We start from the raw sequence: 21,767 nt of genomic DNA on the forward strand, positions 1-21,767 counted from the left end.
GGTTGTTATGATTGGTTTTGTTTTATAAAATTGTTTAATATTTTCATTCCTTTTTCAGTAACTATAGCACGTAAATGATACTCTAAATAGCTTTCCATTAAATAGTCCATGTTGTACTGTTCTGGCGGAAAAAACATATTGTCTTTTATACCAGTCATACCAGTAAAATACATGCGTGAGATAAAATCTATGTCAATTGTGTTTCTAAACACATCAGTATCAACGCCATGTTTTAAGCTATCTCTAACTGAATCATGCATTTTTTCAAATTGTTTAAATTTAAGTACATCGTGTATCTGTGGATAGTATTTTTTAAGTTGATATTGAGGTGATGTTTTTTCGTTATTTAAATGTTGCATCACAAACATTTTTATGGCATATAACTCCTCAATAGGATTTTTAGACGTATTACAAATACAATCAATACCATCGCAAATAGTATCAAAAAGATGAAAAGTAACCGCTTCTACTAACTTAGTTTTATTTTTAAAATGCACGTAAATGGTCTTTTTAGAAATAGCCATTTCTGTAGCTATATCATCCATTGTAACACTTTTAAATCCAAGGTTTAAAAACAGTTCTGTTGCTTTATTTATTATTTTTTCTCTCATAATTACTTTACAAATGTACACTAGGAAACTTTAAAAACAATAAAAGTTTCCTAAGTTTTAATGTTTTTTTAACATTGCTCTTTTATAAGTATATAGTTTGTTAACACTATTTGCTTTATTTTTGTTGGATGCAAAACATTTCATTTTATCAATCTGTAGTTACAGATTATTTAAAACAGTATTCCTCGAACAAAGAGCCCAAAAACTTATATAATCCTATACATTATATCTTAGAATTAGGAGGAAAGCGTTTACGTCCAGTGTTAACTTTAATGACTGCCGAAATCTTTGAAACAAACTATCAAACAGCTTTAAATGCTGCTTTAAGTGTGGAAGTATTTCATAATTTTTCTTTAGTGCATGATGATATTATGGATGATGCACCTTTACGTAGAGGTCAGCAAACGGTACACGAAAAATGGGATGTAAATACAGGAATTTTATCTGGAGATGCTATGTTAATTATGGCATATCAACTGTTTGAAAATTACGAGCCAAATACTTTTCAAGCCTTAGCTAAGCTATTTAGCAAAACCGCTTTAGAGGTATGTGAAGGTCAACAATACGATGTAGATTTTGAAACTAGAGATGATGTGACAATCCCAGAGTATCTAAAAATGATTGAGTTTAAGACAGCGGTTTTGGTTGGTGCTGCAATGAAAATGGGAGCAATTGTAGCTAAAGCTAAAATAGATGATCAAAATAGCATGTATCAATTTGGACGATTATTAGGCATAGCTTTTCAGTTACAGGATGATTACTTGGATGCTTTTGGTGATCCAAAGACTTTTGGTAAACAGGTTGGTGGAGATATTATCGAAAATAAAAAAACCTACCTATATTTAAGAGCGTTAGAATTTTTAAACGACAAAGAAAAACGCCAATTAGAACAATTATTTACGGTTAATTTGGAAGATAATTCTGATAAAATTGATACAGTAAAGCAGTTTTTTATAAACTCTGGTTCTGCCGAAGCTACACAACAAGCCATAGAAGATTATACAAATAAAGCCTTTAAAGTTTTGGAAAACTTAAGTATTTCTGAAGCTAAAAAGGATATACTTCGTGAATTTGGTATGGGTTTAATGACCAGAAAAGTATAATGAATGTACCATCTACATTTGAAGATTTAATTAAAGAAGCCAATACACTTGATTTGTATAAAAAATTAGTAAGGCAGCTTAATAAAGATTTTTTGTATGCCAATATTGACTTAGATTTTGATGAAGATATTTTACCTTCAAGTTTAAAGTTTCTGCTTCATGAAACCGTTTACAAACTTATACAAGACAAATTCTCAGAATATCTGAATCTACTTTACATCATTGATGTATCAGAGCATCAAATAAAAGCATTGGATGGAACCGACACCTTAGCAATGTCAGAACAAGTCGCTTTTTTAATTTTAAAACGCGAGTGGCAAAAAGTGTGGTTTAAGCATAAATATTCTTAAAAGAAAACCCTAACAAATGGGACCCAAGCATTAGCATAAACACTCTTGGTGTCATCGTAAAGTAAGTCGTATCGTATACCAACAGTTACATTATTTGTTCTGTAACCAGCACCAATAAATAAAGCAGGTACCCAATAATTTCTATCAGGATTACTAGAAAAACTCCCTTCAAATTTTTGATTTACATTGAGTTGCTCAAACTCGGCAGATAATTGTATGTCTTGAATAGGATTAAAAAAAGACATGACACTACCACCTAAGATAGTAGATTTAAAAACGTTTTTACTTCGGTTATATGTTCCGTTTAAACCAACACCTAAAGCAAATGTATTATCAAATTGATATATAGCACTAGGAGCCAGAGTTGCACTAAAAAAATTATTCCCTGTACTTAAGCCTAAACCACCACCAAAACGTACATTTTCCCAAAAATCGCTGTTTTGCTTGGGTGAATTATCTTGAGCAATTGTTGAAGTAATAAAAAAACAAGCAACTATTGATAAAGTGATAATTTTTAGACTTTTATTAAAGCTAATTTTCATAATAATTAATTTAGATATTTTAGAATGTTATAAATATAATAAAAGCATCTCTATATTTAGTAAAAGTTGTATTTTTGATAAAATTTTGTTGAAGCGAACACGTCTTACTTATTGTAATGGATAAATATTCCTTTTTAAACGCAGCACATACAGCATACTTTGCTGATTTATACGACCAATACTTAAAAAATCCAGACTCTGTAGAGCCTAGTTGGAGAGCCTTTTTTCAAGGCTATGATTTTGGTAGTGAAACCTACGGTATGGATGGTGAAATAGTAGAAGGTGTTTCTACTCAAATTCCAGAACACGTTCAAAAAGAATTTCAAGTTGTAAAACTAATTGATGGGTACAGAAACAGAGGACACTTGTTTACTAAAACCAACCCAGTTAGAGAACGTCGTAAGTATGAGCCTACTTTAGATATAGAAAATTTTGGCCTATCGCATTCTGACTTAGATACAACATTTAATGCTGGAGAAATTCTGGGTATAGGTGCTAAAACTTTACGCGAAATATTAAAACATTTGGATAGTATTTATTGTGATGCTATAGGTGTAGAGTATATGTATATAAGAAAACCTGAAGAAATTCAGTGGATTCAAAATAAGTTGAATGTTAATGATAATCAACCTAATTTTTCAGCAGAACAAAAAAAGCACATTCTTAAAAAGTTAAATGAAGCTGTTTCTTTTGAAAGCTTTTTGCATACTAAATACGTTGGACAAAAACGTTTTTCGCTTGAAGGTGGAGAATCTTTAATTCCAGGTTTAGACGCGGTTATAGAAAAAGCTGCAGAATTAGGCGTACAAGAGTTTGTTATGGGTATGGCACATAGAGGTCGTTTAAGTACCTTAACAAACATCTTTGGTAAGTCGGCAAAAGACATTTTTAGTGAATTTGATGGTAAAGATTATGAGCAGGAAATCTTCGATGGAGATGTTAAATATCATTTAGGCTGGACTAGTAATCGTAAAACAGATACAGGTAAGAAAATTAACATAAGTATTGCTCCTAACCCTTCACACTTAGAAACTGTTGGAGCAGTAGTAGAAGGTATAGTAAGAGCAAAACAAGACACATCTTATAGTGATAATTTTAGTAAAGTGTTACCAATTGTGGTGCATGGTGATGCAGCAATAGCAGGTCAAGGCTTGGTGTATGAAGTTATACAAATGGCACAATTAGATGGATATAAAACCAATGGAACAATACATGTTGTGGTTAACAACCAAGTTGGATTTACTACCAATTACCTAGATGCAAGATCAAGTACCTATTGTACAGATATTGGTAAAGTAACATTGTCCCCTGTATTACATGTCAATGCAGATGACGCAGAAGCTGTAGTACATGCTATGTTATTTGCTTTAGATTTTAGAATGAATTTTAAGCGAGACGTATTTATAGATCTTTTAGGATATAGAAAATACGGTCATAACGAAGGTGATGAGCCAAGATTTACACAACCAAAATTATATAAAGCAATTGCTAAACATGCCAATCCAAGAGATATCTATGCTGAAAAATTAATAGCTCAAGGAATTATTGATAAAGGCTATGTTAAACAATTAGAACAAAATTATAAATCTAGTTTAGAGGAAAAGTTAGAAGATTCTAGAAAAGAAGATAAAACAGTAATTACTGCTTTTATGGAAGAAGAGTGGAAAGCATTTACACAAGTAGATGAAACCCAAATGATGCAACCAGTAGATACAACAACAACTACAAATAAGTTAGCTGAAATTACTGAAGTTATTTCTAATCTTCCAAAAGAGAAAAAATTTATCCGTAAAATAGAACGACTAATTAATGATCGTCAAACTATGTTTGACGAAAACCGATTAGATTGGGCTATGGCAGAGCATTTAGCCTATGGAACTTTATTAGATGAAGGTTATAATGTGCGTATTTCTGGACAAGATGTAGAGCGTGGTACTTTTTCTCATAGACATGCAGTTGTGAAAGTTGAAGACAGTGAGGAAGAAATTGTGTTACTAAACCAAATTAACGATAAGCAAGGTAAATTTTATATTTACAATTCTTTACTTTCAGAATACGGAGTTGTAGGATTTGATTATGGTTACGCTATGGCTAGCCCAAATACATTAACCATTTGGGAAGCCCAATTTGGAGATTTCAGTAATGGTGCACAAATCATGCTAGATCAATATATTTCTGCTGGTGAGGATAAGTGGAAAACACAAAATGGATTAGTGATGTTACTGCCTCATGGATATGAAGGTCAAGGAGCAGAACACTCCTCAGCACGAATGGAACGCTACTTACAATTATGTGCTAAAGACAATATGTTTGTTACAGATTGTACAACACCAGCCAATATGTTTCATTTGTTAAGACGACAGATGAAATCTAATTACCGTAAACCGCTTATAGTATTTACTCCAAAGAGTTTGCTACGTCATCCTAAATGCGTCAGCACAATAGATGAGTTTGCAAATGGAAGTTTTCAGACATTAATAGACGATTCCGCAGTTAAAGTAGATAAAGTTAAAACATTGGTGTTTTTAACCGGTAAATTTTATTACGACTTAGATGAAGAACGTGAAAATTTGAAACGTGATGATGTTGCATTGGTTAGAATAGAACAATTATTTCCGTTACCAATCGATAAAATTAAAGCGGTATTAAACAAATATAAAAACGCAGAAGATATAGTTTGGGCTCAAGAAGAACCACGTAATATGGGAGCTTATGCACACATGTTAATGCACCTTGATGAGGCAAAAACTTTCAGGCTAGCATCTAGACGACCATATGGTGCACCAGCAGCAGGTAGCTCTGTACGTTCTAAAAAACGTCATAAAGAGGTCATAGACTACGTGTTTGACAAAACAAAAAATAATCAGCGATAAGCTAAAAATGTATATATCATGAAAAAACTGTTAATAATTATTATGTTTTTAAGTGTGTCTTTTGGATTTGCTCAAGAACAAGACTCGTATAAAACTATAGTATCTACTTTTCAAAAGCATTTCAATAATGGAGATGTAGTAGGAATTTATAATATGTTTGATGATAATTTCAAACAAGTACTAACTTTAGAAAAAACAAAAGCTTACTTCAAGGATCGTATCAATATGGAAGCTTTAGGTAAAATAAAATCCATAGAATATAAAGATACTGTTAGAACAGCTCACAATTATACAGTAACCTTTGAAAACGGAGTGTACAATGCCTTTTTTATGATAGGAGAAGGTAATAAGCTACAAAGTTTTCAGATGGACCAAATAACAAACAAACAATAACACACACAAAATAAAATTACATTACGATGATTTTAGAAATGAAAGTGCCTTCTCCAGGCGAATCTATCACAGAAGTTGAAATAGCAGAATGGTTAGTTCAAGATGGTGATTATGTAGAAAAAGACCAAGCTATTGCAGAAGTGGATAGTGATAAAGCTACTTTAGAATTACCAGCAGAGGCAAGCGGAACAATTACGCTTAAAGCAGAAGAAGGTGATGCTGTAGCTGTTGGACAAGTGGTTTGTTTAATTGATACTACTGCTGAAGCGCCAGCAAGCAGTACTTATGAAGGAGGTGATGAAGGTGGTAATACTAAAGCAGAACAAGATTTAGCTAAAGATCAAAAAGCAACTCCTAATAAGGAGAATCATGAAAAAGCTCCAAATCCAGCACAAAAAACATACGCTTCAGGTGTAGCTAGTCCTGCTGCAAAGAAAATATTAGCTGAAAAAAATATGGAAGCATCATCTGTTTCTGGAACAGGAAAAGATGGTCGTATTACAAAAGAAGATGCAGTAAATGCTGTGCCATCTATGGGTACACCAACAGGAGGAAACAGAGGGACATCACGTAGTAAAATGTCTATGTTACGACGTAAAGTTGCAGAACGTTTAGTGGAAGCTAAAAATACAACTGCAATGTTAACAACGTTTAACGAAGTTGATATGTCTCCAATTTTTGCTTTAAGAAAAGAGTATAAAGAAACTTTTAAATCTAAACATGGTGTTAGTTTAGGGTTTATGTCGTTTTTTACTTTAGCAGTAGTTAGAGCATTAAAGTTGTATCCTGCAGTAAATTCTATGATTGACGGTAAAGAAATGCTGTCATACGATTTTGTAGACATTAGTATAGCAGTTTCTGGACCAAAAGGTTTAATGGTTCCAGTAATTAGAAATGCTGAGAATTTGAGCTTTAGAGGTGTAGAATCTGAAGTTAAGCGTTTAGCAATACGCGCTAGAGATGGACAGATTACAGTAGATGAAATGACAGGTGGAACTTTTACTATATCTAATGGAGGCGTTTTTGGTAGCATGTTATCTACACCAATTATTAATCCTCCTCAAAGTGGTATTTTAGGAATGCACAATATTGTGGAGCGTCCTGTTGCAATTGACGGTAAGGTAGAAATTAGACCTATCATGTATGTTGCTTTATCTTACGATCACAGAATAATTGATGGTAAAGAAAGCGTAGGGTTTTTAGTAGCAGTAAAAGAAGCACTTGAAAATCCAACAGAACTGTTAATGAATGATGATATTAAAAAGGCTTTAGAGCTTTAATCAGTACATTAAAATAAAAAAAAGGAGTAACAATTGTTACTCCTTTTTTTTGATATTATTTATCAAAATAAATAAAGAGATTAAACGAGATTATAATTAATACAATAATAATTATACAGGCAAAAATAATACGGTTTTGTTCTCTTGTTCTTTTCTCTAAATCCACGCTTTTTAGATTTTAAATTAAAACTCTGCACCATTACAGTGCAGAGTTTCCTTAAATAATTCTCCCTAAGAACTAATTAATAGCATTTGCAAGTTATGACATATATCTGACCTGTGAAATACGTAGAACTACGTATTTTTATTTGACTTTATGACAAAAAAAAGCTCCAAACAAATTAATGTTTAAGAGCTTTCTCAATTCTCCCTAAATTGATTAATAACAACTGCAAGTTAAAGTACATATATGACCTATGAAATACGTAGAACTACGGATTTTTATTTGACTTTAAAACAAAAAAAAGCTCCAAAACAAACTTGTGTTTCAGAGCTTTTCCAATTTTCCCATAAATTGATTAATAGCATTTGCAAGATAAAACATTTAATTGACCTGTGAAATACGTAGAACTACGTATTTTTATTTAAACTTTAAAATAAAAAAAGCTCTAAAACACATAAAGTATTTTAAAGCTTTTTAAGGTTATAGGGTTGATTAATAGCATGTGCAAGATATATAATTACGTCAATGCAAAACCACGTATAAACACCTGTTTTAATTTTTTTGAAAAAAGAAAAGCTCTACTTAATACAAGTAGAGCTTTTTTCTGAATTCCCTTCAGAATGATTAATTAATAGCATTGTAAAGATAAATATAATCTTAGACGCATACAATACGTAGAACTACGTATTTTTCAAAACCTCTTTATTCATGTTTGCCCAAAGCATTAATTCGTTATGAGATTTCTTTAAATCCAATTTTTTTACAATATTACTTCTATGTTTTTCTATAGTTCTAGGAGAGCTCTGTAATTGTTCTGCAATTTCGGTAGAGGTCAATTTTTCGGATAACAGCTTAACTATTTTAAGCTCAGTAGGTGTTAACATCTCGATAAGATTGTTACTGGTGTACGTTACTTTAGCATTAAGATAAGATGCAATCTCCTCACTAAAATAAGGTTCTCCTTCTATAACATGTGCAATACACGTTTCAATTTCTTCTACTGCAAATTCTTTTAGAATATACCCATAAACATTATAGGCTCTGGCTTTATCAAACAAATGTTCTTCGTTATCAAAAGTAATCAAGATGATTTTTGTGTCTAACTCATTTTTAAAACAAGCTTTAGCAACATCTAAGCCAGTCATTTTAGGCATTCTAATATCTAGTAATGCTAAATCTGGTTTTAACTTAACAATTAAATTATAAGCGGTTTGACCATCTTCTGCACTACCAATAATATTAAAGCCCTTTGATGTTATAAAGTCAGATAATCCTCTTAACATCAATGGATGATCATCTGCAATGACTATAGATACACTCATAAATGGTTGGTCTTTTAACAGGTTGATTAGTAACTAATAAAATTATAAAAAAATATAACCTTAGACTAATTTTTTCAAGTACAAATATTTTTTTTCGTAATCAATAATTCCTTTTACTTTTTTTAAGATATCTGCACCAATAATACCATCAACTGGTTGTGCATTATGATTTATTAGTGCCGAGTTAACATGACTTAAATCAAATAAAACCAATGCAGCTTTATCAATTTTAAGGCGTCCAATTTTAATGGTATTGTTTTTTGAGACTTGAGTAGCCATATTAGTAGCACCAGCTCCTGCTGCTAATATATTAGAATCTTTTACTTTTAGAAGGTTGAATTTTTGAGTGGCTTCAAAGCCAACGCAACTGTTAGAGGCTCCAGTATCTAGTATAAACAGTCCTTTAATGTTGTTAATAGAAGCTTTAATTTCAAAATGATTGGTTTTGGTTAGTTTTAGTTTGACACGTATATATCCTTTGTCGAATAAAAAATCTTTAAGAGTTTGTTCCATTATAGCGTCTGCGTATTACGAACCATAAAAGTAAGGCAATCCCGAAGCCAACAAAAGCAAAAACAATATAATTTGACATACTTGATGTTGTTTTTGGTGTCAAATCGCCATAATACATAAAAGCGCTCCAGTAATATGGTGATTTTTTGATATTTGAAATAGAAGAATTATTCAAATATCCAACTTTTGAAAGATGATTGGCTACAAAAGCCGATTGCGTTTTGCTGTAGCTTTTGTAAAACGACGCCATTAATTGCGACGTTGATAAATCATTAATTTTCCATAATGAAAACAATAAATTTTCTACTCCTGCAAATTGAAATCCTCTAGCCAAATTCATGCTACCTTCTCCTTTTTGAAGTTTTCCAATACCAGTTTCGCATGCACTTAAAACCACCAGATTATTTTGAATATTTAGGCTGTACAATTCGTTTAAAAATAGTTTTTGGTCAATAAAATCAATATTTGCAGGAATTGTAAAAGTACCACTACTAGCATGAGTCGATAAGTGTAAAACACCAAACTGATTAGCTTGTGCTAATACATCTTGTTTGGTCGCTGCATCATACATTAAAAATTTAGCATTGACGTACTCTTCAATGCTTTCTGCTTCGTCTAAAGAGTAGGTTAATTTGGCATCGGTTTTGTCAAAAACAGGAAATACACCTAACACCAAATTGCTATACTTAAAGGGTTTGTTATTTGCATAAAACAATGCACTTACGTTATAAGCCAACTGTTGTTGTGTGGCAACAAATGGCATTTTAGAATAATTTGTAGAGGTTGTTTGTTGGGATAATAAGCTTTCAAAAGGTATAAAGTTTAAAAAACCATCTGGTATAACTACCACATTTTTACTTGTTGATGTGATTTCAAATCCTAACAGTTGATACAATTTAAAAGCGTCGTTAGTAAATTGCGGAATGTTATTATTTATTACAGACGAATTATTGAAATAATCAATATACTGTTCAATGGTAGTATTAAAATGGTCATCACGCTCAATCTTAAATAAGTCTATGGTTGATGGAGATATTAAAAATTGAAAAACAGCAGTTTCGCCATAAAAATATTCAACTAAAACAGCGTTATCTTTTAAAAGCTTGTCTTGAATAGTTTTAGTAGATAATTTTTGATTGTTAATATTAGAATATTTAGTATCAATCTCTTTTTTTAATTCTTTTAAAGCTATACTGGTTTCAGTCAGTTCTTGACTAATCTCGTTTATTTGTTTTGAATTATTTTGATATTGTGCTTTTATTATGGAGTTGGTTAATCGTTCTTGTTGCTGCAATAAAGTTTGCTCTTTAAGTAGCAAACTATCGTTAGGAAATTGTTGTAACAGTGATTTTTTACCAATAGTTTCTTTTAAAATGGAAGCTTTATTTTTTTCTGCGTAAGCAAAAGCTTGGTGTAAAACATCTACGTTTCCTTCTTTTTGATAGGCATCATATAGCAAGCTAATACATGTTTCGCTACGTGTTCTATTAGCATTTAAATGAATGAGTTTTGCCTCTTGAGAGGTAATGTTGTCTTGCAATAATTCTGAAATATAAAAACTACGATCATAACAGGCTAAAGCATTATTAAAGTTAGATTGAAGCTGAGCCAATAAATCAAAAATGTCTATAAATGTATTGTCTGCATATAAATCGTCTTGTTTTGGAATATCTTGTCCATTATGAGTTGGTATAAGAGTAATTAATGCTAATTTTAATTTTTTTGAAGCTGAATTAAAATCATTTAATTTAAAGTGAAGTTGTGCTTCTTCAACACTTAGTTTAGCATATTCTCTTGCAGAAATTTTTGCTTTATCAATATGCAAAAACTTTAAATTAAATAATGACAAAGCCTTTTTGTAGTCTTTATCTTTTAAAGCTAATTGATATTTGGTTTGGTTGTCATGTTTGGTGCTTAAAACATTAGCGTCTTGAATAGTTGCTTTTTTTGAACTTACAATTTGACTATTTGTTTTTATACGTTGTAGTTTTTCTATCTGAGTATTACTAATACCTTTTATTTTCAATCCTTTGTCAACAATCTCAATTGCAGATTGGTGTTTACCAATAGTAAAATATAATTGCGATAAATTTATTGCTCCACTAATTCTGTGTTGATTGTTTTTTTCTTTTTCTGCTAAAAAAATATATTGTTTTATAACGTTTTCTGCATTAGTATAGTCACCAATTTTATTATAAAGTGTGCTAAGATTTTTAAGACAATTCTCGGTAATGTCGTATTTAAACACACCTTTAATTTCTGACTTATAAATTGTCCAAGCGTTTTCGTATGCAGCAATAGCTTGCATTTGTTGGTTAGTATTAAATAAGTAAAAGCCTTTATTGACTAATAAATTGAGGTAAGCAAAATACTGATCTTTAGTTTTTAATTGAGATTTAAAACTGGCTTCTTTTTCAATTAAAGTTTGAAACGTTGTAGCGTTTGGATTTACATTAAAAGTTTCTGTAGCCACATATATATCTTCTTCCAAATTTTGCGAAAAGCCATTCGCAAAAACTAAAAAGAAAATAATAATGAGGCTGTTTTTCATTTTAAAAATAATATTTCTATGAGCTTAGTTTTACGTTAAAGTAAGCTGTCAAATAACCCTTTAGCGTCTAGAATTTCCATATGGCATATAATTGCATATAGTTATAGTTTTCTTTAAAGTTAAAGACATAGCGTGCACCAACACTTGGTCCAATTCTGGCAAATCCTGCAGTCGCTTCCACTAAAAATCCAGCTCTAAAATTAGTAAAGGTATCTGTAGAATTATTTGACATTTGGTCACTATTAATCAAACCACCAGGCTGTGTGTTTATATTTTCAAATCGCTCAATCAATACCTCTTCATTTCTTTTTTCATTAAGGGTAATGGTACCTTGTAATCCAGCACCTAAACCAATATAATTATTGATGTTATACCTTGCCAATACTGGAATTTCCCAATCGATATTCTCAAAAGATGAGGTTGTTGTTGTACGTTGAAAAAGCTCGTTAACTCCTGGCTCACCTATTAATTCTTCTCTAACTGTTGTATTACCATCAAACTGATGAAAGCTGTTTAATAGCTCAACTTGCCAATACCATCTGTAGGATTTGTAAGGCGAAACAGTTGCACCAATAAAGTAGCTTTTAGAATTGTCTAAATCTGAAAACGAGTTATAACCTGCTTTAGCACCTATTGAAATACCTGGTAAAAAACGAGTTGTTGAGTAATTAGTAATTATTGGATCGTTTTTGTCAAAAATAATTGCTGTACGTGATTTGGTTTTTTGTTTATGAAAATCTTTACCAAACTTGATTCTGTATTGCACAAAACCTTTAGTTGAATCGTACACCTTTACATTTTTTTGTTCGCTACCAGGTAAGTAAATGTTTTTGAAGGTGAAAATAGCTTGTTTTTCTGTATAGGTAGTGTCTAGACAACTATATTCTACGTCATATTTAGGACAGATTTTAACTTTGGGATACATGTCTAAAACTTCTATTGACGATTTGTCAAACATGTCCGGAATATCTGTTTCTAAGCGAATGGTTCTTGCTGGACCTTCGCCATTATTTTGAAATCTAATTTTAAATTTTGGTCGTTTATAGCGGACTAATCTATAATTTAAAAAAGTTGCGTTAGATGACATTTTGTTTGGATCATGAGAGGTGACAATTTCCATTTCCATGTCTTTAACATGGTGGTTGTCATAGTTATCATCTGGAATATACACACCTCTAACACTAATAATAGCACTAGTATCCTTAAGCATTTCTGGTGTAGTTTTTAACGTGTAAAATACGTTGCGCTCTTCATTAGGCTGCATATTACTAAAGCGTAACTGACTAGAGTTTTTATAAGCTGCTTTAGCTTCTTCAAGGGTTAATGGTAAGTTTTGTTTTTCGGTAGAATCTTGGGGTTTAGCATACAATGATATGCTATTGTTTTCTGCGGAAGCGTAATAAGTATCTCTATCAAGTTTCTTGGTGTAAACTAAGTTGTCATTATTTATAATAGTTTCACCATGATGTGTTCTGGTATCTGTGATTTCAAAATTAGCATCCTTGTATACTGTCTCATTATAAAATAGCATGAGTTTTCCGTTAGTGGTATACTCTTTATTGTTTTTGTATTTAAAAATAACTACAATTTCTTCTTCTGGAATGGGTTCTCTGCTTCGTTGTATATCAATTGCGTTGTCCATAGAAGCTTCTTCTTGATAGTCTTGGTCTACATCATCTACTCTTATTTTTTTAGGACGAGAGGTTGGTGGTTTACCTGTATCATAGTTATTGGTAGCCCATAAACGTACTTCATATTCACCAGTTTTTTTGTACGTTTTCGTAGGATTATTTTCTTTGCTGTAGGTACCATCTCCAAATTCCCAATAGTTAGTATAAAAGGCTTTTGGTGCGCCAGCAATTTGGTTTAATTCTGGAGCATTTGGTGAGAATTGTACTTGATTACCTACTGTTTTATATTCTATAGTAGCTATACGTGTTGTAGTATCCACAGTAATTTCCTGTTGTGCAAAGCATATGAGAGTACTTAATGTAAAAAGTAAGGTAATTAAAGTTTTCATTGTAGTTAGTGATTTAATAGCGAAATAAATTTAGTGATAATATTTTTAAGTCATACTTGAGGATAGATAATTGGTTGATTTGAATGGATTATTAATTAGTATAAATGCATTTCAAAAAATTAAACCAGAAACTAAAGCTTCTGGTTTTTTATAAGTTGAGAGTTTAATTATGCAATAGAAGCAATAAGAGTTACCAAAATGGTTAGTCTGATAATGCAAAATAACACTTGTTCTTGTATGGCTTGGGCTGTTTTAAATTTACTAATCGTTTTCATAATACTTCGTTTTAATGTTATTACACCCTTATATCAATACCAATTAGTTTTTGTTACCCCCTATTTATAAAAAAGTCAGAAAAATTAATTTCTGACTTTCAATTTACCACCAATTTTAAGTAGGAGTTTAATTATGGTAGTGCATTTATTATGGCTACAAATTGAGCTTCTGTTACGACGTTTGTTTCACTTAGGTCAAAAGTTATTATATCATTAGCTACAATTGTAACAGCCTTTACAGCATATCTCCACATTCCGTTGTCTTCTGTTGCAAAAATGACGTGACACTCTAAACCAATTGGGATTTGACCATAATGCTCGCTAAATAAATTTAATGTTCCATCATAGGTGTCTAAAGAGGCTAATCCAGAATCTTCACCATCATAGGATAAATAGATTGCACTATTTGTAAAATTATAACCTACTGGTGCTTGGGCTTGAATTAACGTTTTTGGTCTTGGGTCGTTGTAAAAACGATCAATATTAGACCATCCAAATTGTCCTAAAAAAGCGTAGTACTCTCCACCTTCTACAAATACACCACCTTGTCCAGTAGCATCTTCAACTTCATCCCAAGTTAGGTTATCGTCGTTGTCTATAGTACCTTCCCATAAAGTCATAGCTGGATCTGCTCCACCTGTTAAACTGTTAGGTACAATTAACTGGATGTCGCAATTAGTGTCTAATGCTACTCCATTTTGCGTAGCTTCTATAAAAAACTCACCACCAGAAATCAATAAGGCTTTATCTCCATTTGGTAATTCTCCCATAGTTGGTTTATTTGTTGTCAGCATATTTCCTTTTTCAAAAAGTTCGATATAGTCTATATCTACGTTTCCTGTTACAGGATTTCCGTTTAAGGTTAGGCAGCTACCATTAATATTAATTTGTACACCATTATCAGAAGTAAAAGTTACCGATCCATCTTCTGCATTAAAGTTGAAGTTCTGGGTGTTGTTATCCAAAGCTTGTTCTCTAATGTTTTTAAATTCTTGTGCTGTTGGAGGGATAAACTGTGTGTTGTTGTCATCAAAATCTTCATTATTATCACAACTTGTGAATAATAGAGTGGTCATTAATAGGGTTCCGAAAATTGTTTTTAAAGTTTTCATTTTATTTTGTTTTAAGTTGTTATTCATCTTTATATAAACAGGGTAAGTAATTTGTTACCCTGTTTTTAGTTTTTTTTAATTTTTAGTCTAATAGGGCTAAAGCATCTAATATCTCTTGAGTAGATTTAGCTTCAAAGTTTAAGGTTAATTCTTCTTCGTCAGAGATAGTGACGTTCTCTACAGCTAAGTATTGTTGATTATTTTCTAAAGTAATAGCTATATAAGTAACTGCTAATCCTTCTGGTAACATGTCTACATAACTTTGTATTCCGTTTGCGTAAGGCGTAGAAAATTTGACAACAGCAGGTAAATTATTTTCTTCAAAAACTAAGAAGATCACTGTTTCTGCTTCGTTTGGACTATTAGTTAAATTAATATAATTAGTGGTTTTGTTTCCTAGATAGCTGTAAAACTTATCACAGTTAGACCAACCTGTATCAAAGACATCATAGATATAAGATGATGGAGCAGCAATATATTGCATACCATTTGCACCTAAACTTACATCAGTGGTTGGGCTCCATACAATACCTTCTTCGTCAGAAGTTGTACCAGCAAATGGTAGCATTTCTGCATCAAATCCACCAGCAGATGGAACAGATATTTGGTAATTTGTACCAGAAGCTATCAGTAAGTCGTCACCATTTTGCGAAATTCTTACTTCAGTTTCTCCCTCTGATAATAAAAAGGTGTTTTGGCTAGAAAAGTTAAGCGCATTAGTAGGCTTGTTTGATAATATCATTTGACTAGGCTTAAATATTTCTTTTATTGCTACATTTACTAGTCCTGTTACTGGATTGTTACTTCCATCTACAAAAGCATTTGGTGGAAAAGTAACTATTGTTCCGTCTTCTCCAGTGACACTGCCACCAGTTGTAGCATCAATAGTAAATGTTTGATCTTGTACACCATGGGTTTCAAAAAAACCTTGAATAGTAGTATAGCTTAAAGTTTCTTGGTAATTGTTGTTGTCATCAAAATCTTCATTATTATCACAACTTGTGAATAATAGAGTGGTCATTAATAAGGTTCCGAAAATTGTTTTTAAAGTCTTCATATTTTGTGTTTTAAATTGTTATTCATGTTTATATAAACAGGGTAAGTATTTTGTTACCCTGTTTTTGGTAAATTATTTACTAGCTATAATTTTGTAAGTCATAATATCTCCTTTAGCAACTAGTTGTATCATTTGTTTTGCTGAAAACTCTGAAGAAGAAAATCCTTTAGCATATCCTTTTTCACTTTTAACTTCCCAGAAGTATAGGCGTGATTCTTTTTTAAATATCTCGCTTTTTAAGATAAAGTAGTTTGTGATTTTTCGTTCTAAAACCACTTCGTTTTGTCCAACAAGATTAGATCTTTTTTTAGCTTCAAATAATGATGTTGCAGTTCCGGAAAATTCTCCGTTAGTTGTTACAACTGTCCAGTCGTATACTTCTACTATTTCATTTTTTGTAATGTCTACAGGTATTTCACTGTTACCATCTGTTTTTAAATTAGCAGCATTTACGTTTAATAATCCTAATACTACTGTTGCGATAATTAAAATTGTACGTTTCATAATTTCTAAAATTTAAATTGTTTTATTTTTTGTTTAAATGTGTTGTCATTTTTTGACCGTTACACCCTTATATCAAAACCATTTAAAATTTGTTACCCTTATTTACTTAAGTTTTTTTAAATTCGTTGTAAACAAAGGGTTTATGAGTGAAAAAAAAATACACGAAGACCAGAAATATGTAGACGGATTGGTAAATAACAACTCCTTTATTATTCAGGCTATATATGATAAGTTTGCGCCAAAAGTGATTAATTACATTAGGCAAAATAGTGGTGATGCAGAACGTGCTCAGGATATTATACAAGAAACTATTATCACCATTTATAATCAAGGTTGTCAAAAAAAACTGCAATTAACGTGTCCTTTTGATGCCTACTTTTTTTTACTGTGTAAACGTAAGTGGTTAAACTATTTGAAAAAAAGTGGTAATAAAGAGGTAACAATTAATGAAGAAGTTTTATCTAAAGATGACGACGCACAAGAACTGTCTTTTGAATCTTCTATTTTTGAAGGTAAACAAGCCCTTTTTAACGAGATGTTTCAAAAACTAGGAGATGCCTGCAAAGACTTGCTAAAAGCGACTTTTAAAATTAAATCTATGGAAGAAGTAGCAGCTAGCCTAAATGTAAGTTATGCTTACGCACGAAAGAAAAAATCGCTTTGCATTGGTCAATTAACTAAGTTAGTTCAAGAGTCGCCAACATTTAATCAACTTAATTATTAATGTTATGCAAGAACAAGATTACATCCTTTTTGAAAATTATCTATCTGGCGATTTATCTTCTGAAGAGATAGCTGATTTTGAAAACAGAGTCAGTACAGATGAAGACTTCAAACAAGCCTTCACTATTTATAAAGAATTATCGGAACATTTACAGCATGAAATAGGGAATGAGGATAACACTACAGATTTTAGAGCTAATTTAGATAGCATTTCACACAGATATTTTACCAAATTAGATATCGAAGAAAATCCAGTTGAAGTTAAAAAGACCTTTAGTTTTTACAAATTAGCAGTAGCAGCAAGTATTGCATTAATCATGGGCTTCTTTGTATTTAATCAGTTTTCTGGTGGTGCAGATTATTATGATTTTAATGACCACGGAACTATCGATTTTACAGAGAGAAGTAGCGAAGACAATGTTGGTCTATTAATCAAAACAACAAAAGCCTTTAATAACAAGGAATATAAAGAAGCAAAAAGTTATTTAGAAGAGTTATTAAAAGACAACCCTGAAAACGTCGAGTATAATTTTTACTATGCCATTACTAATATTGAGTTAGATAATTTTGATCAAGCAGATTCAATTTTAGGTACCATAGCAAATGGAAACTCAGCTTATAAAAATAAAGCCACTTGGTATTGGGCATTAAGTAAATTAAAGCAGGATAAAAAGGAAGATTGTATTAAGCTACTAAAGCAAATTCCTGAAGATGCAGACGATTACAGTCAAGCACTTAAATTATTGAAGAAGCTAAAATAACACATCTTCAATCTTAAAAATACTAGTTAAAAAGTCATCAAAACCATGATGACTTTTTTATTTTTGCTACATGATTATAACAGATACACATACCCATTTATATAGCGAAGCTTTTGACGAAGACAGAGACCAAATGATGCAACGTGCATTAGATGCTGGTGTGTCTAGGTTTTTTGTACCAGCAATAGATAGTGCATACACACAAGGTATGTTAGATCTTCAATCTAAGTATTCAGATCGCGTTTTTTTAATGATGGGTTTGCATCCAACACATGTAAAAGACAATTATAAAGAAGAATTATCACATGTAGAAGAGATGCTTAACCAGCATACATATTATGCAGTAGGCGAAATAGGTATCGACTTATATTGGGACAAAAGTACTTTAGAAATTCAAAAAGAAGCATTTAGGTTTCAAATCAAACTAGCAAAGCAACATCAATTACCTATAGTCATCCATTGTCGTGAGGCTTTTGACGAGATATTTGAAATTTTAGAAGAAGAACAATCAGAAGATTTATTCGGTATTTTTCATTGTTTTACAGGAACAATAGAGCAAGCACATCAAGCCATATCATATAATATGAAGTTAGGTATTGGAGGTGTGGTGACGTTTAAAAACGGAAAGATTGATCAGTTTTTAAGTCAAATAGATTTAAAGCATATTGTTTTAGAAACCGATTCACCGTATTTAGCACCAAAACCATACAGAGGAAAGCGCAACGAAAGTAGTTATATTACAAAGGTTTTAGAAAAGTTATCCGAAATTTACGAAGTGCCTCAAGAAAAAATTGCCGAAATTACAACCGAAAACTCAAAAAAAGTATTTAAAATTTAAATGATAATGTCATGCTGAGCGCAGTCGAAGCATAATTCGTAATTCAAAATTCGTAATTCGTAATTCAATATGACCAAAACCATCCCAAACATACTCCTTATATATACTGGTGGAACTATTGGTATGATAAAAGATCCAGAAACAGGAGCCTTACGTGCGTTTGATTTTGAGAATTTATTGGTTAGAATCCCAGAATTAAAACTGTTAGATTGTTCTATCAAAACCTATTCATTTAAAAAGCCTATTGATTCTAGTAACATGGAACCAGAATATTGGGTTCAGATTGCAGAAGTTATAGAATCGCACTACGACAGTTTTGATGGATTTGTTGTGCTTCATGGAAGTGATACCATGAGTTATACAGCTTCAGCATTAAGTTTTATGTTAGAGCATTTAGCAAAACCAGTTATTTTTACAGGATCGCAATTACCCATTGGAGACTTGCGTACAGATGCCAAAGAAAATTTGATTACCTCAATCCAAATTGCATCTCTTCAACATTATAATAAACCTGTTATAAAAGAAGTAGGTTTATATTTTGAATATAAATTATACAGAGCCAATCGTACAACAAAAATAAATGCCGAACACTTTGAAGCATTTGATAGTTTAAATTATCCAGACTTGGCAGAAAGTGGTGTCCACTTAAAAGTAAATCATGAGTATTTATTAAAACCTAACCCAAGAAAAAATTTAATAGTACATAAACAACTAGATGCTAATATTGCATTAATTAAGTTGTTTCCTGGTATTTCAAAACAGGTCTTAGAAAGTATTTTTAATTCTGAAGGACTAAAAGGTGTTATTTTAGAAACCTATGGAGCTGGAAACTGTTCGACTAAAGATTGGTTTTTAGATTTACTAAAAGCAACTATAAATAAAGGAATACATATAGTTAACGTTACACAATGTTCTGGTGGAAGTGTGCTAATGGGTCAATATGAAACTAGTGAAAAACTAAAACGTATTGGTTTAATTTCCGGAAAAGACATAACAACAGAAGCTGCTTTGTGCAAAATGATGTATTTGTTGGGACAAAATATTTCCCCTAACTTGTTCAAAACCATATATGAAACAGCATTGCGTGGAGAAATGAGCTAAAATTAACCTTCAAAATTTTATCATTAGCTTATTTTTTTGTTATTTGCTCTGCTGTAATTAAACAATAAATTACAGAGAGGTGGCCGAGTGGCTTAAGGCGCACGCTTGGAAAGCGTGTATGCGTTTATAGCGTATCGAGGGTTCGAATCCCTTCCTCTCTGCAAGAGATTTTAAATTTTATTATTGATATTGGAATAGTTTTTGTGATTTAAAATTAGCTTCAAATACTATTTTATCTTAATTTAAAATCTTTTGTTAATTAAATAAGAGTTAATAAGAAGAACTATTTAGTTTTACTAAACCTCTTTAGCGGTTATTTTTATTTTTAATTGCAATTTTTTTATATCTTTAACACTTTAACTAATAAAATTAAGAACAACAAAATGAAAAGATTATTTTCTATCCTAGCCATCGCGTGTATCATGGTATTCGGAACTGCAAACGCAACGACTAACGTAGCAATGACTACTGCAACTACTGTAGTGCTTACACAACAAGAAAATGAAACAGCTGATGCAACTACAACTGCAGATGGCGAAAATTTAACGTTCCACCAAGAGCTTAAAAAGCGTTTTATTGAAGGTGGTCCAGGATTTATGGGAATTGTATTATTATGTTTAATTCTTGGTTTGGCAATTGCTATTGAAAGAATTATCTTCTTAAACTTATCTACTACAAATTCAAAAAAATTAACTCAAGATGTTGAAGATGCACTTCAGTCTGGTGGTATAGAAGCTGCTAAAGAAGTATGTCGTAACACAAAAGGACCTGTAGCCTCTATCTTTTATCAAGGATTAGACAGAGCAGATGGAGATTTAGAATCTGCTGAAAAAGCTGTAGTAGCTTATGGAGGAGTACAAATGGGACAATTAGAGAAAAACGTATCTTGGATTTCATTATTTATTGCATTAGCACCAATGTTAGGATTCATGGGAACAGTAATTGGTATGATTCAAGCATTCGATAAAATTGAAGCAGCTGGAGATATGCAACCATCATTAGTAGCAGGAGGTATTAAAGTAGCCTTATTAACTACTGTATTTGGACTTATTGTTGCTATTATATTACAAATCTTTTACAACTATATTATTGCAAAAATAGATAGTATTGTTAATGACATGGAAGATTCTTCTATCAACTTAATGGATATGTTATCTAAGTATAAAAAATAATTATTAACCACTTTAAATCATAACATATTATGAATTTACAAAAAATACTAACTTATGTAGTTATCCTAATTGGGATTATTGCAATTGCATTGTGGTTTTTAATGAATGGCAATATTAGTGACTTATTAACTGAAAACGGAGTAACCGATGTCAAGGATTTACCTTTAAACGAAACGATGCCATTAGTATCTCCATTATATTACTTAGTTATAGTTGTTGCAGTTATTGCTTTAGTTTTAACATTAATTTCTGTGATTAACTCTTTAATGAAGTCGTCTAAAGGATTAAAAAACATATTGATAGGTGTTGGAGCATTTCTTGCTGTAATAGTTATTGCTTATGCGTTATCTGGAGGTGATGCTAAAGAGTATTTCTATAACGGAATTGCTGCAACTGACAAAGAATCACATTTAGTTGGAGCTGGACTATACGCATTTTACGCGTTAATAGTTATAGCTGCAGGAACCATGTTATTCACTGGAATTAAAAAATTAATTAAATAA

General features: G+C 31.5%; 20 protein-coding genes and 1 tRNA gene. 12 read left to right on the plus strand and 9 right to left on the minus strand.

The window, feature by feature from the left end:
- Nucleotides 1-5 precede the first annotated feature (5 nt).
- Entirely contained in the window at nt 6-611 is a 606-nt protein-coding gene (locus tag Ollyesu_RS06915) for a TetR/AcrR family transcriptional regulator (RefSeq protein ID WP_279300508.1), read from the minus strand.
- Between the two features lie 128 nt (nt 612-739).
- Here Ollyesu_RS06915 and Ollyesu_RS06920 point away from each other — a divergent pair, with 128 nt between their 5' ends.
- Both Ollyesu_RS06920 and Ollyesu_RS06925 read left to right on the plus strand, forming a co-directional pair.
- A complete protein-coding gene (locus Ollyesu_RS06920; protein ID WP_279300509.1) occupies nt 740-1,714 on the plus strand; it encodes a polyprenyl synthetase family protein in 975 nt (324 codons plus the stop codon).
- On the plus strand, nt 1,714-2,064 hold the full coding sequence (locus Ollyesu_RS06925) for a hypothetical protein (RefSeq protein ID WP_279300510.1): 351 nt from the start codon (nt 1,714-1,716) through the stop codon (nt 2,062-2,064). Before Ollyesu_RS06920 ends, Ollyesu_RS06925 begins: the two co-directional genes overlap by 1 nt.
- Here the strand turns inward: Ollyesu_RS06925 and Ollyesu_RS06930 are convergent.
- Nucleotides 2,061-2,606: an alpha-ketoglutarate decarboxylase gene (locus Ollyesu_RS06930; RefSeq protein ID WP_279300511.1), complete on the minus strand. Its 546-nt coding sequence runs from the start codon at nt 2,604-2,606 to the stop codon at nt 2,061-2,063. The two genes, Ollyesu_RS06925 and Ollyesu_RS06930, sit on opposite strands and share 4 nt — an antisense overlap.
- Nucleotides 2,607-2,722: 116 nt before the next feature.
- On the opposite strand from Ollyesu_RS06930, the gene Ollyesu_RS06935 reads away from it, so the two are divergent.
- Genes Ollyesu_RS06935 through odhB form a run of 3 tightly spaced genes read left to right on the plus strand, consistent with a single transcriptional unit; the run spans nt 2,723 to nt 7,152 of the window.
- Nucleotides 2,723-5,479 (plus strand): 2-oxoglutarate dehydrogenase E1 component, encoded by a 2,757-nt coding sequence (locus Ollyesu_RS06935; RefSeq protein ID WP_279300512.1) that lies wholly within the window; start codon nt 2,723-2,725, stop codon nt 5,477-5,479.
- 18 nt (nt 5,480-5,497) lie between these two features.
- Nucleotides 5,498-5,872, plus strand: coding sequence for a DUF3887 domain-containing protein (locus Ollyesu_RS06940; protein WP_279300513.1), 375 nt, complete (start codon nt 5,498-5,500; stop codon nt 5,870-5,872).
- A gap of 26 nt (nt 5,873-5,898) precedes the next feature.
- The gene (gene odhB / locus Ollyesu_RS06945) at nt 5,899-7,152 is read left to right on the plus strand and encodes a 2-oxoglutarate dehydrogenase complex dihydrolipoyllysine-residue succinyltransferase (RefSeq protein WP_279300514.1); all 1,254 of its coding nucleotides are present in this window, start codon (nt 5,899-5,901) and stop codon (nt 7,150-7,152) included.
- Between the two features lie 843 nt (nt 7,153-7,995).
- On the opposite strand, the gene Ollyesu_RS06950 is transcribed toward odhB, so the two are convergent.
- The 7 genes from Ollyesu_RS06950 to Ollyesu_RS06980 all read right to left on the minus strand — a co-directional run bounded on the left by Ollyesu_RS06950 (nt 7,996) and on the right by Ollyesu_RS06980 (nt 16,669).
- Nucleotides 7,996-8,637, minus strand: a complete 642-nt coding sequence (locus tag Ollyesu_RS06950; protein ID WP_279300515.1) for a response regulator transcription factor — start codon at nt 8,635-8,637, stop codon at nt 7,996-7,998.
- 60 nt (nt 8,638-8,697) lie between these two features.
- Nucleotides 8,698-9,150 (minus strand): retropepsin-like aspartic protease, encoded by a 453-nt coding sequence (locus tag Ollyesu_RS06955; RefSeq protein WP_279300516.1) that lies wholly within the window; start codon nt 9,148-9,150, stop codon nt 8,698-8,700.
- Nucleotides 9,134-11,641 (minus strand): CHAT domain-containing protein, encoded by a 2,508-nt coding sequence (locus Ollyesu_RS06960; RefSeq protein ID WP_279300517.1) that lies wholly within the window; start codon nt 11,639-11,641, stop codon nt 9,134-9,136. The genes Ollyesu_RS06955 and Ollyesu_RS06960 overlap by 17 nt, the downstream gene beginning before the upstream one ends.
- Before the next feature lie 127 nt (nt 11,642-11,768).
- Nucleotides 11,769-13,721 carry a PKD domain-containing protein gene (locus Ollyesu_RS06965; RefSeq protein ID WP_279300518.1) on the minus strand — a complete coding sequence of 651 codons (1,953 nt, stop codon included), beginning with the start codon at nt 13,719-13,721 and terminating at the stop codon, nt 11,769-11,771.
- A 406-nt stretch (nt 13,722-14,127) separates the two neighbouring features.
- Nucleotides 14,128-15,108, minus strand: coding sequence for a hypothetical protein (locus Ollyesu_RS06970; protein ID WP_279300519.1), 981 nt, complete (start codon nt 15,106-15,108; stop codon nt 14,128-14,130).
- 82 nt (nt 15,109-15,190) lie between these two features.
- Nucleotides 15,191-16,165 carry a hypothetical protein gene (locus Ollyesu_RS06975; protein WP_279300520.1) on the minus strand — a complete coding sequence of 325 codons (975 nt, stop codon included), beginning with the start codon at nt 16,163-16,165 and terminating at the stop codon, nt 15,191-15,193.
- Between the two features lie 72 nt (nt 16,166-16,237).
- Nucleotides 16,238-16,669: a hypothetical protein gene (locus tag Ollyesu_RS06980; protein ID WP_279300521.1), complete on the minus strand. Its 432-nt coding sequence runs from the start codon at nt 16,667-16,669 to the stop codon at nt 16,238-16,240.
- A 142-nt stretch (nt 16,670-16,811) separates the two neighbouring features.
- On the opposite strand from Ollyesu_RS06980, the gene Ollyesu_RS06985 reads away from it, so the two are divergent.
- The 7 genes from Ollyesu_RS06985 to Ollyesu_RS07015 all read left to right on the plus strand — a co-directional run bounded on the left by Ollyesu_RS06985 (nt 16,812) and on the right by Ollyesu_RS07015 (nt 21,767).
- Nucleotides 16,812-17,393 (plus strand): sigma-70 family RNA polymerase sigma factor, encoded by a 582-nt coding sequence (locus Ollyesu_RS06985; protein ID WP_279300522.1) that lies wholly within the window; start codon nt 16,812-16,814, stop codon nt 17,391-17,393.
- Between the two features lie 4 nt (nt 17,394-17,397).
- The gene (locus tag Ollyesu_RS06990) at nt 17,398-18,153 is read left to right on the plus strand and encodes a tetratricopeptide repeat protein (protein WP_279300523.1); all 756 of its coding nucleotides are present in this window, start codon (nt 17,398-17,400) and stop codon (nt 18,151-18,153) included.
- A gap of 70 nt (nt 18,154-18,223) precedes the next feature.
- Nucleotides 18,224-18,991: a TatD family hydrolase gene (locus Ollyesu_RS06995; protein WP_279300524.1), complete on the plus strand. Its 768-nt coding sequence runs from the start codon at nt 18,224-18,226 to the stop codon at nt 18,989-18,991.
- Nucleotides 18,992-19,060: 69 nt separating this feature from the next.
- Entirely contained in the window at nt 19,061-20,092 is a 1,032-nt protein-coding gene (locus Ollyesu_RS07000; protein WP_279300525.1) for an asparaginase, read from the plus strand.
- Nucleotides 20,093-20,165: 73 nt separating this feature from the next.
- Nucleotides 20,166-20,253, plus strand: a tRNA-Ser gene (locus Ollyesu_RS07005).
- A 222-nt stretch (nt 20,254-20,475) separates the two neighbouring features.
- Nucleotides 20,476-21,264, plus strand: a complete 789-nt coding sequence (locus Ollyesu_RS07010; RefSeq protein WP_279300526.1) for a MotA/TolQ/ExbB proton channel family protein — start codon at nt 20,476-20,478, stop codon at nt 21,262-21,264.
- 29 nt (nt 21,265-21,293) lie between these two features.
- On the plus strand, nt 21,294-21,767 hold the full coding sequence (locus tag Ollyesu_RS07015; protein ID WP_111659746.1) for a hypothetical protein: 474 nt from the start codon (nt 21,294-21,296) through the stop codon (nt 21,765-21,767).

Source organism: Olleya sp. YS, from assembly GCF_029760915.1.
GTDB lineage: Bacteria > Bacteroidota > Bacteroidia > Flavobacteriales > Flavobacteriaceae > Olleya.

Excerpts from the sequence above, each read along its gene's own strand:
- Ollyesu_RS06915 (WP_279300508.1), bottom strand. The coding sequence starts at position 611 with ATGAGAGAAAAAATAATAAATAAAGCAACAGAACTGTTTTTAAACCTT.
- Ollyesu_RS06920 (WP_279300509.1), top strand. The coding sequence starts at position 740 with ATGCAAAACATTTCATTTTATCAATCTGTAGTTACAGATTATTTAAAA.
- Ollyesu_RS06925 (WP_279300510.1), top strand. The coding sequence starts at position 1,714 with ATGAATGTACCATCTACATTTGAAGATTTAATTAAAGAAGCCAATACA.
- Ollyesu_RS06930 (WP_279300511.1), bottom strand. The coding sequence starts at position 2,606 with ATGAAAATTAGCTTTAATAAAAGTCTAAAAATTATCACTTTATCAATA.
- Ollyesu_RS06935 (WP_279300512.1), top strand. The coding sequence starts at position 2,723 with ATGGATAAATATTCCTTTTTAAACGCAGCACATACAGCATACTTTGCT.
- Ollyesu_RS06940 (WP_279300513.1), top strand. The coding sequence starts at position 5,498 with ATGAAAAAACTGTTAATAATTATTATGTTTTTAAGTGTGTCTTTTGGA.
- odhB (WP_279300514.1), top strand. The coding sequence starts at position 5,899 with ATGATTTTAGAAATGAAAGTGCCTTCTCCAGGCGAATCTATCACAGAA.
- Ollyesu_RS06950 (WP_279300515.1), bottom strand. The coding sequence starts at position 8,637 with ATGAGTGTATCTATAGTCATTGCAGATGATCATCCATTGATGTTAAGA.
- Ollyesu_RS06955 (WP_279300516.1), bottom strand. The coding sequence starts at position 9,150 with ATGGAACAAACTCTTAAAGATTTTTTATTCGACAAAGGATATATACGT.
- Ollyesu_RS06965 (WP_279300518.1), bottom strand. The coding sequence starts at position 13,721 with ATGAAAACTTTAATTACCTTACTTTTTACATTAAGTACTCTCATATGC.
- Ollyesu_RS06970 (WP_279300519.1), bottom strand. The coding sequence starts at position 15,108 with ATGAAAACTTTAAAAACAATTTTCGGAACCCTATTAATGACCACTCTA.
- Ollyesu_RS06975 (WP_279300520.1), bottom strand. The coding sequence starts at position 16,165 with ATGAAGACTTTAAAAACAATTTTCGGAACCTTATTAATGACCACTCTA.
- Ollyesu_RS06980 (WP_279300521.1), bottom strand. The coding sequence starts at position 16,669 with ATGAAACGTACAATTTTAATTATCGCAACAGTAGTATTAGGATTATTA.
- Ollyesu_RS06985 (WP_279300522.1), top strand. The coding sequence starts at position 16,812 with ATGAGTGAAAAAAAAATACACGAAGACCAGAAATATGTAGACGGATTG.
- Ollyesu_RS06990 (WP_279300523.1), top strand. The coding sequence starts at position 17,398 with ATGCAAGAACAAGATTACATCCTTTTTGAAAATTATCTATCTGGCGAT.
- Ollyesu_RS06995 (WP_279300524.1), top strand. The coding sequence starts at position 18,224 with ATGATTATAACAGATACACATACCCATTTATATAGCGAAGCTTTTGAC.
- Ollyesu_RS07000 (WP_279300525.1), top strand. The coding sequence starts at position 19,061 with ATGACCAAAACCATCCCAAACATACTCCTTATATATACTGGTGGAACT.
- Ollyesu_RS07010 (WP_279300526.1), top strand. The coding sequence starts at position 20,476 with ATGAAAAGATTATTTTCTATCCTAGCCATCGCGTGTATCATGGTATTC.
- Ollyesu_RS07015 (WP_111659746.1), top strand. The coding sequence starts at position 21,294 with ATGAATTTACAAAAAATACTAACTTATGTAGTTATCCTAATTGGGATT.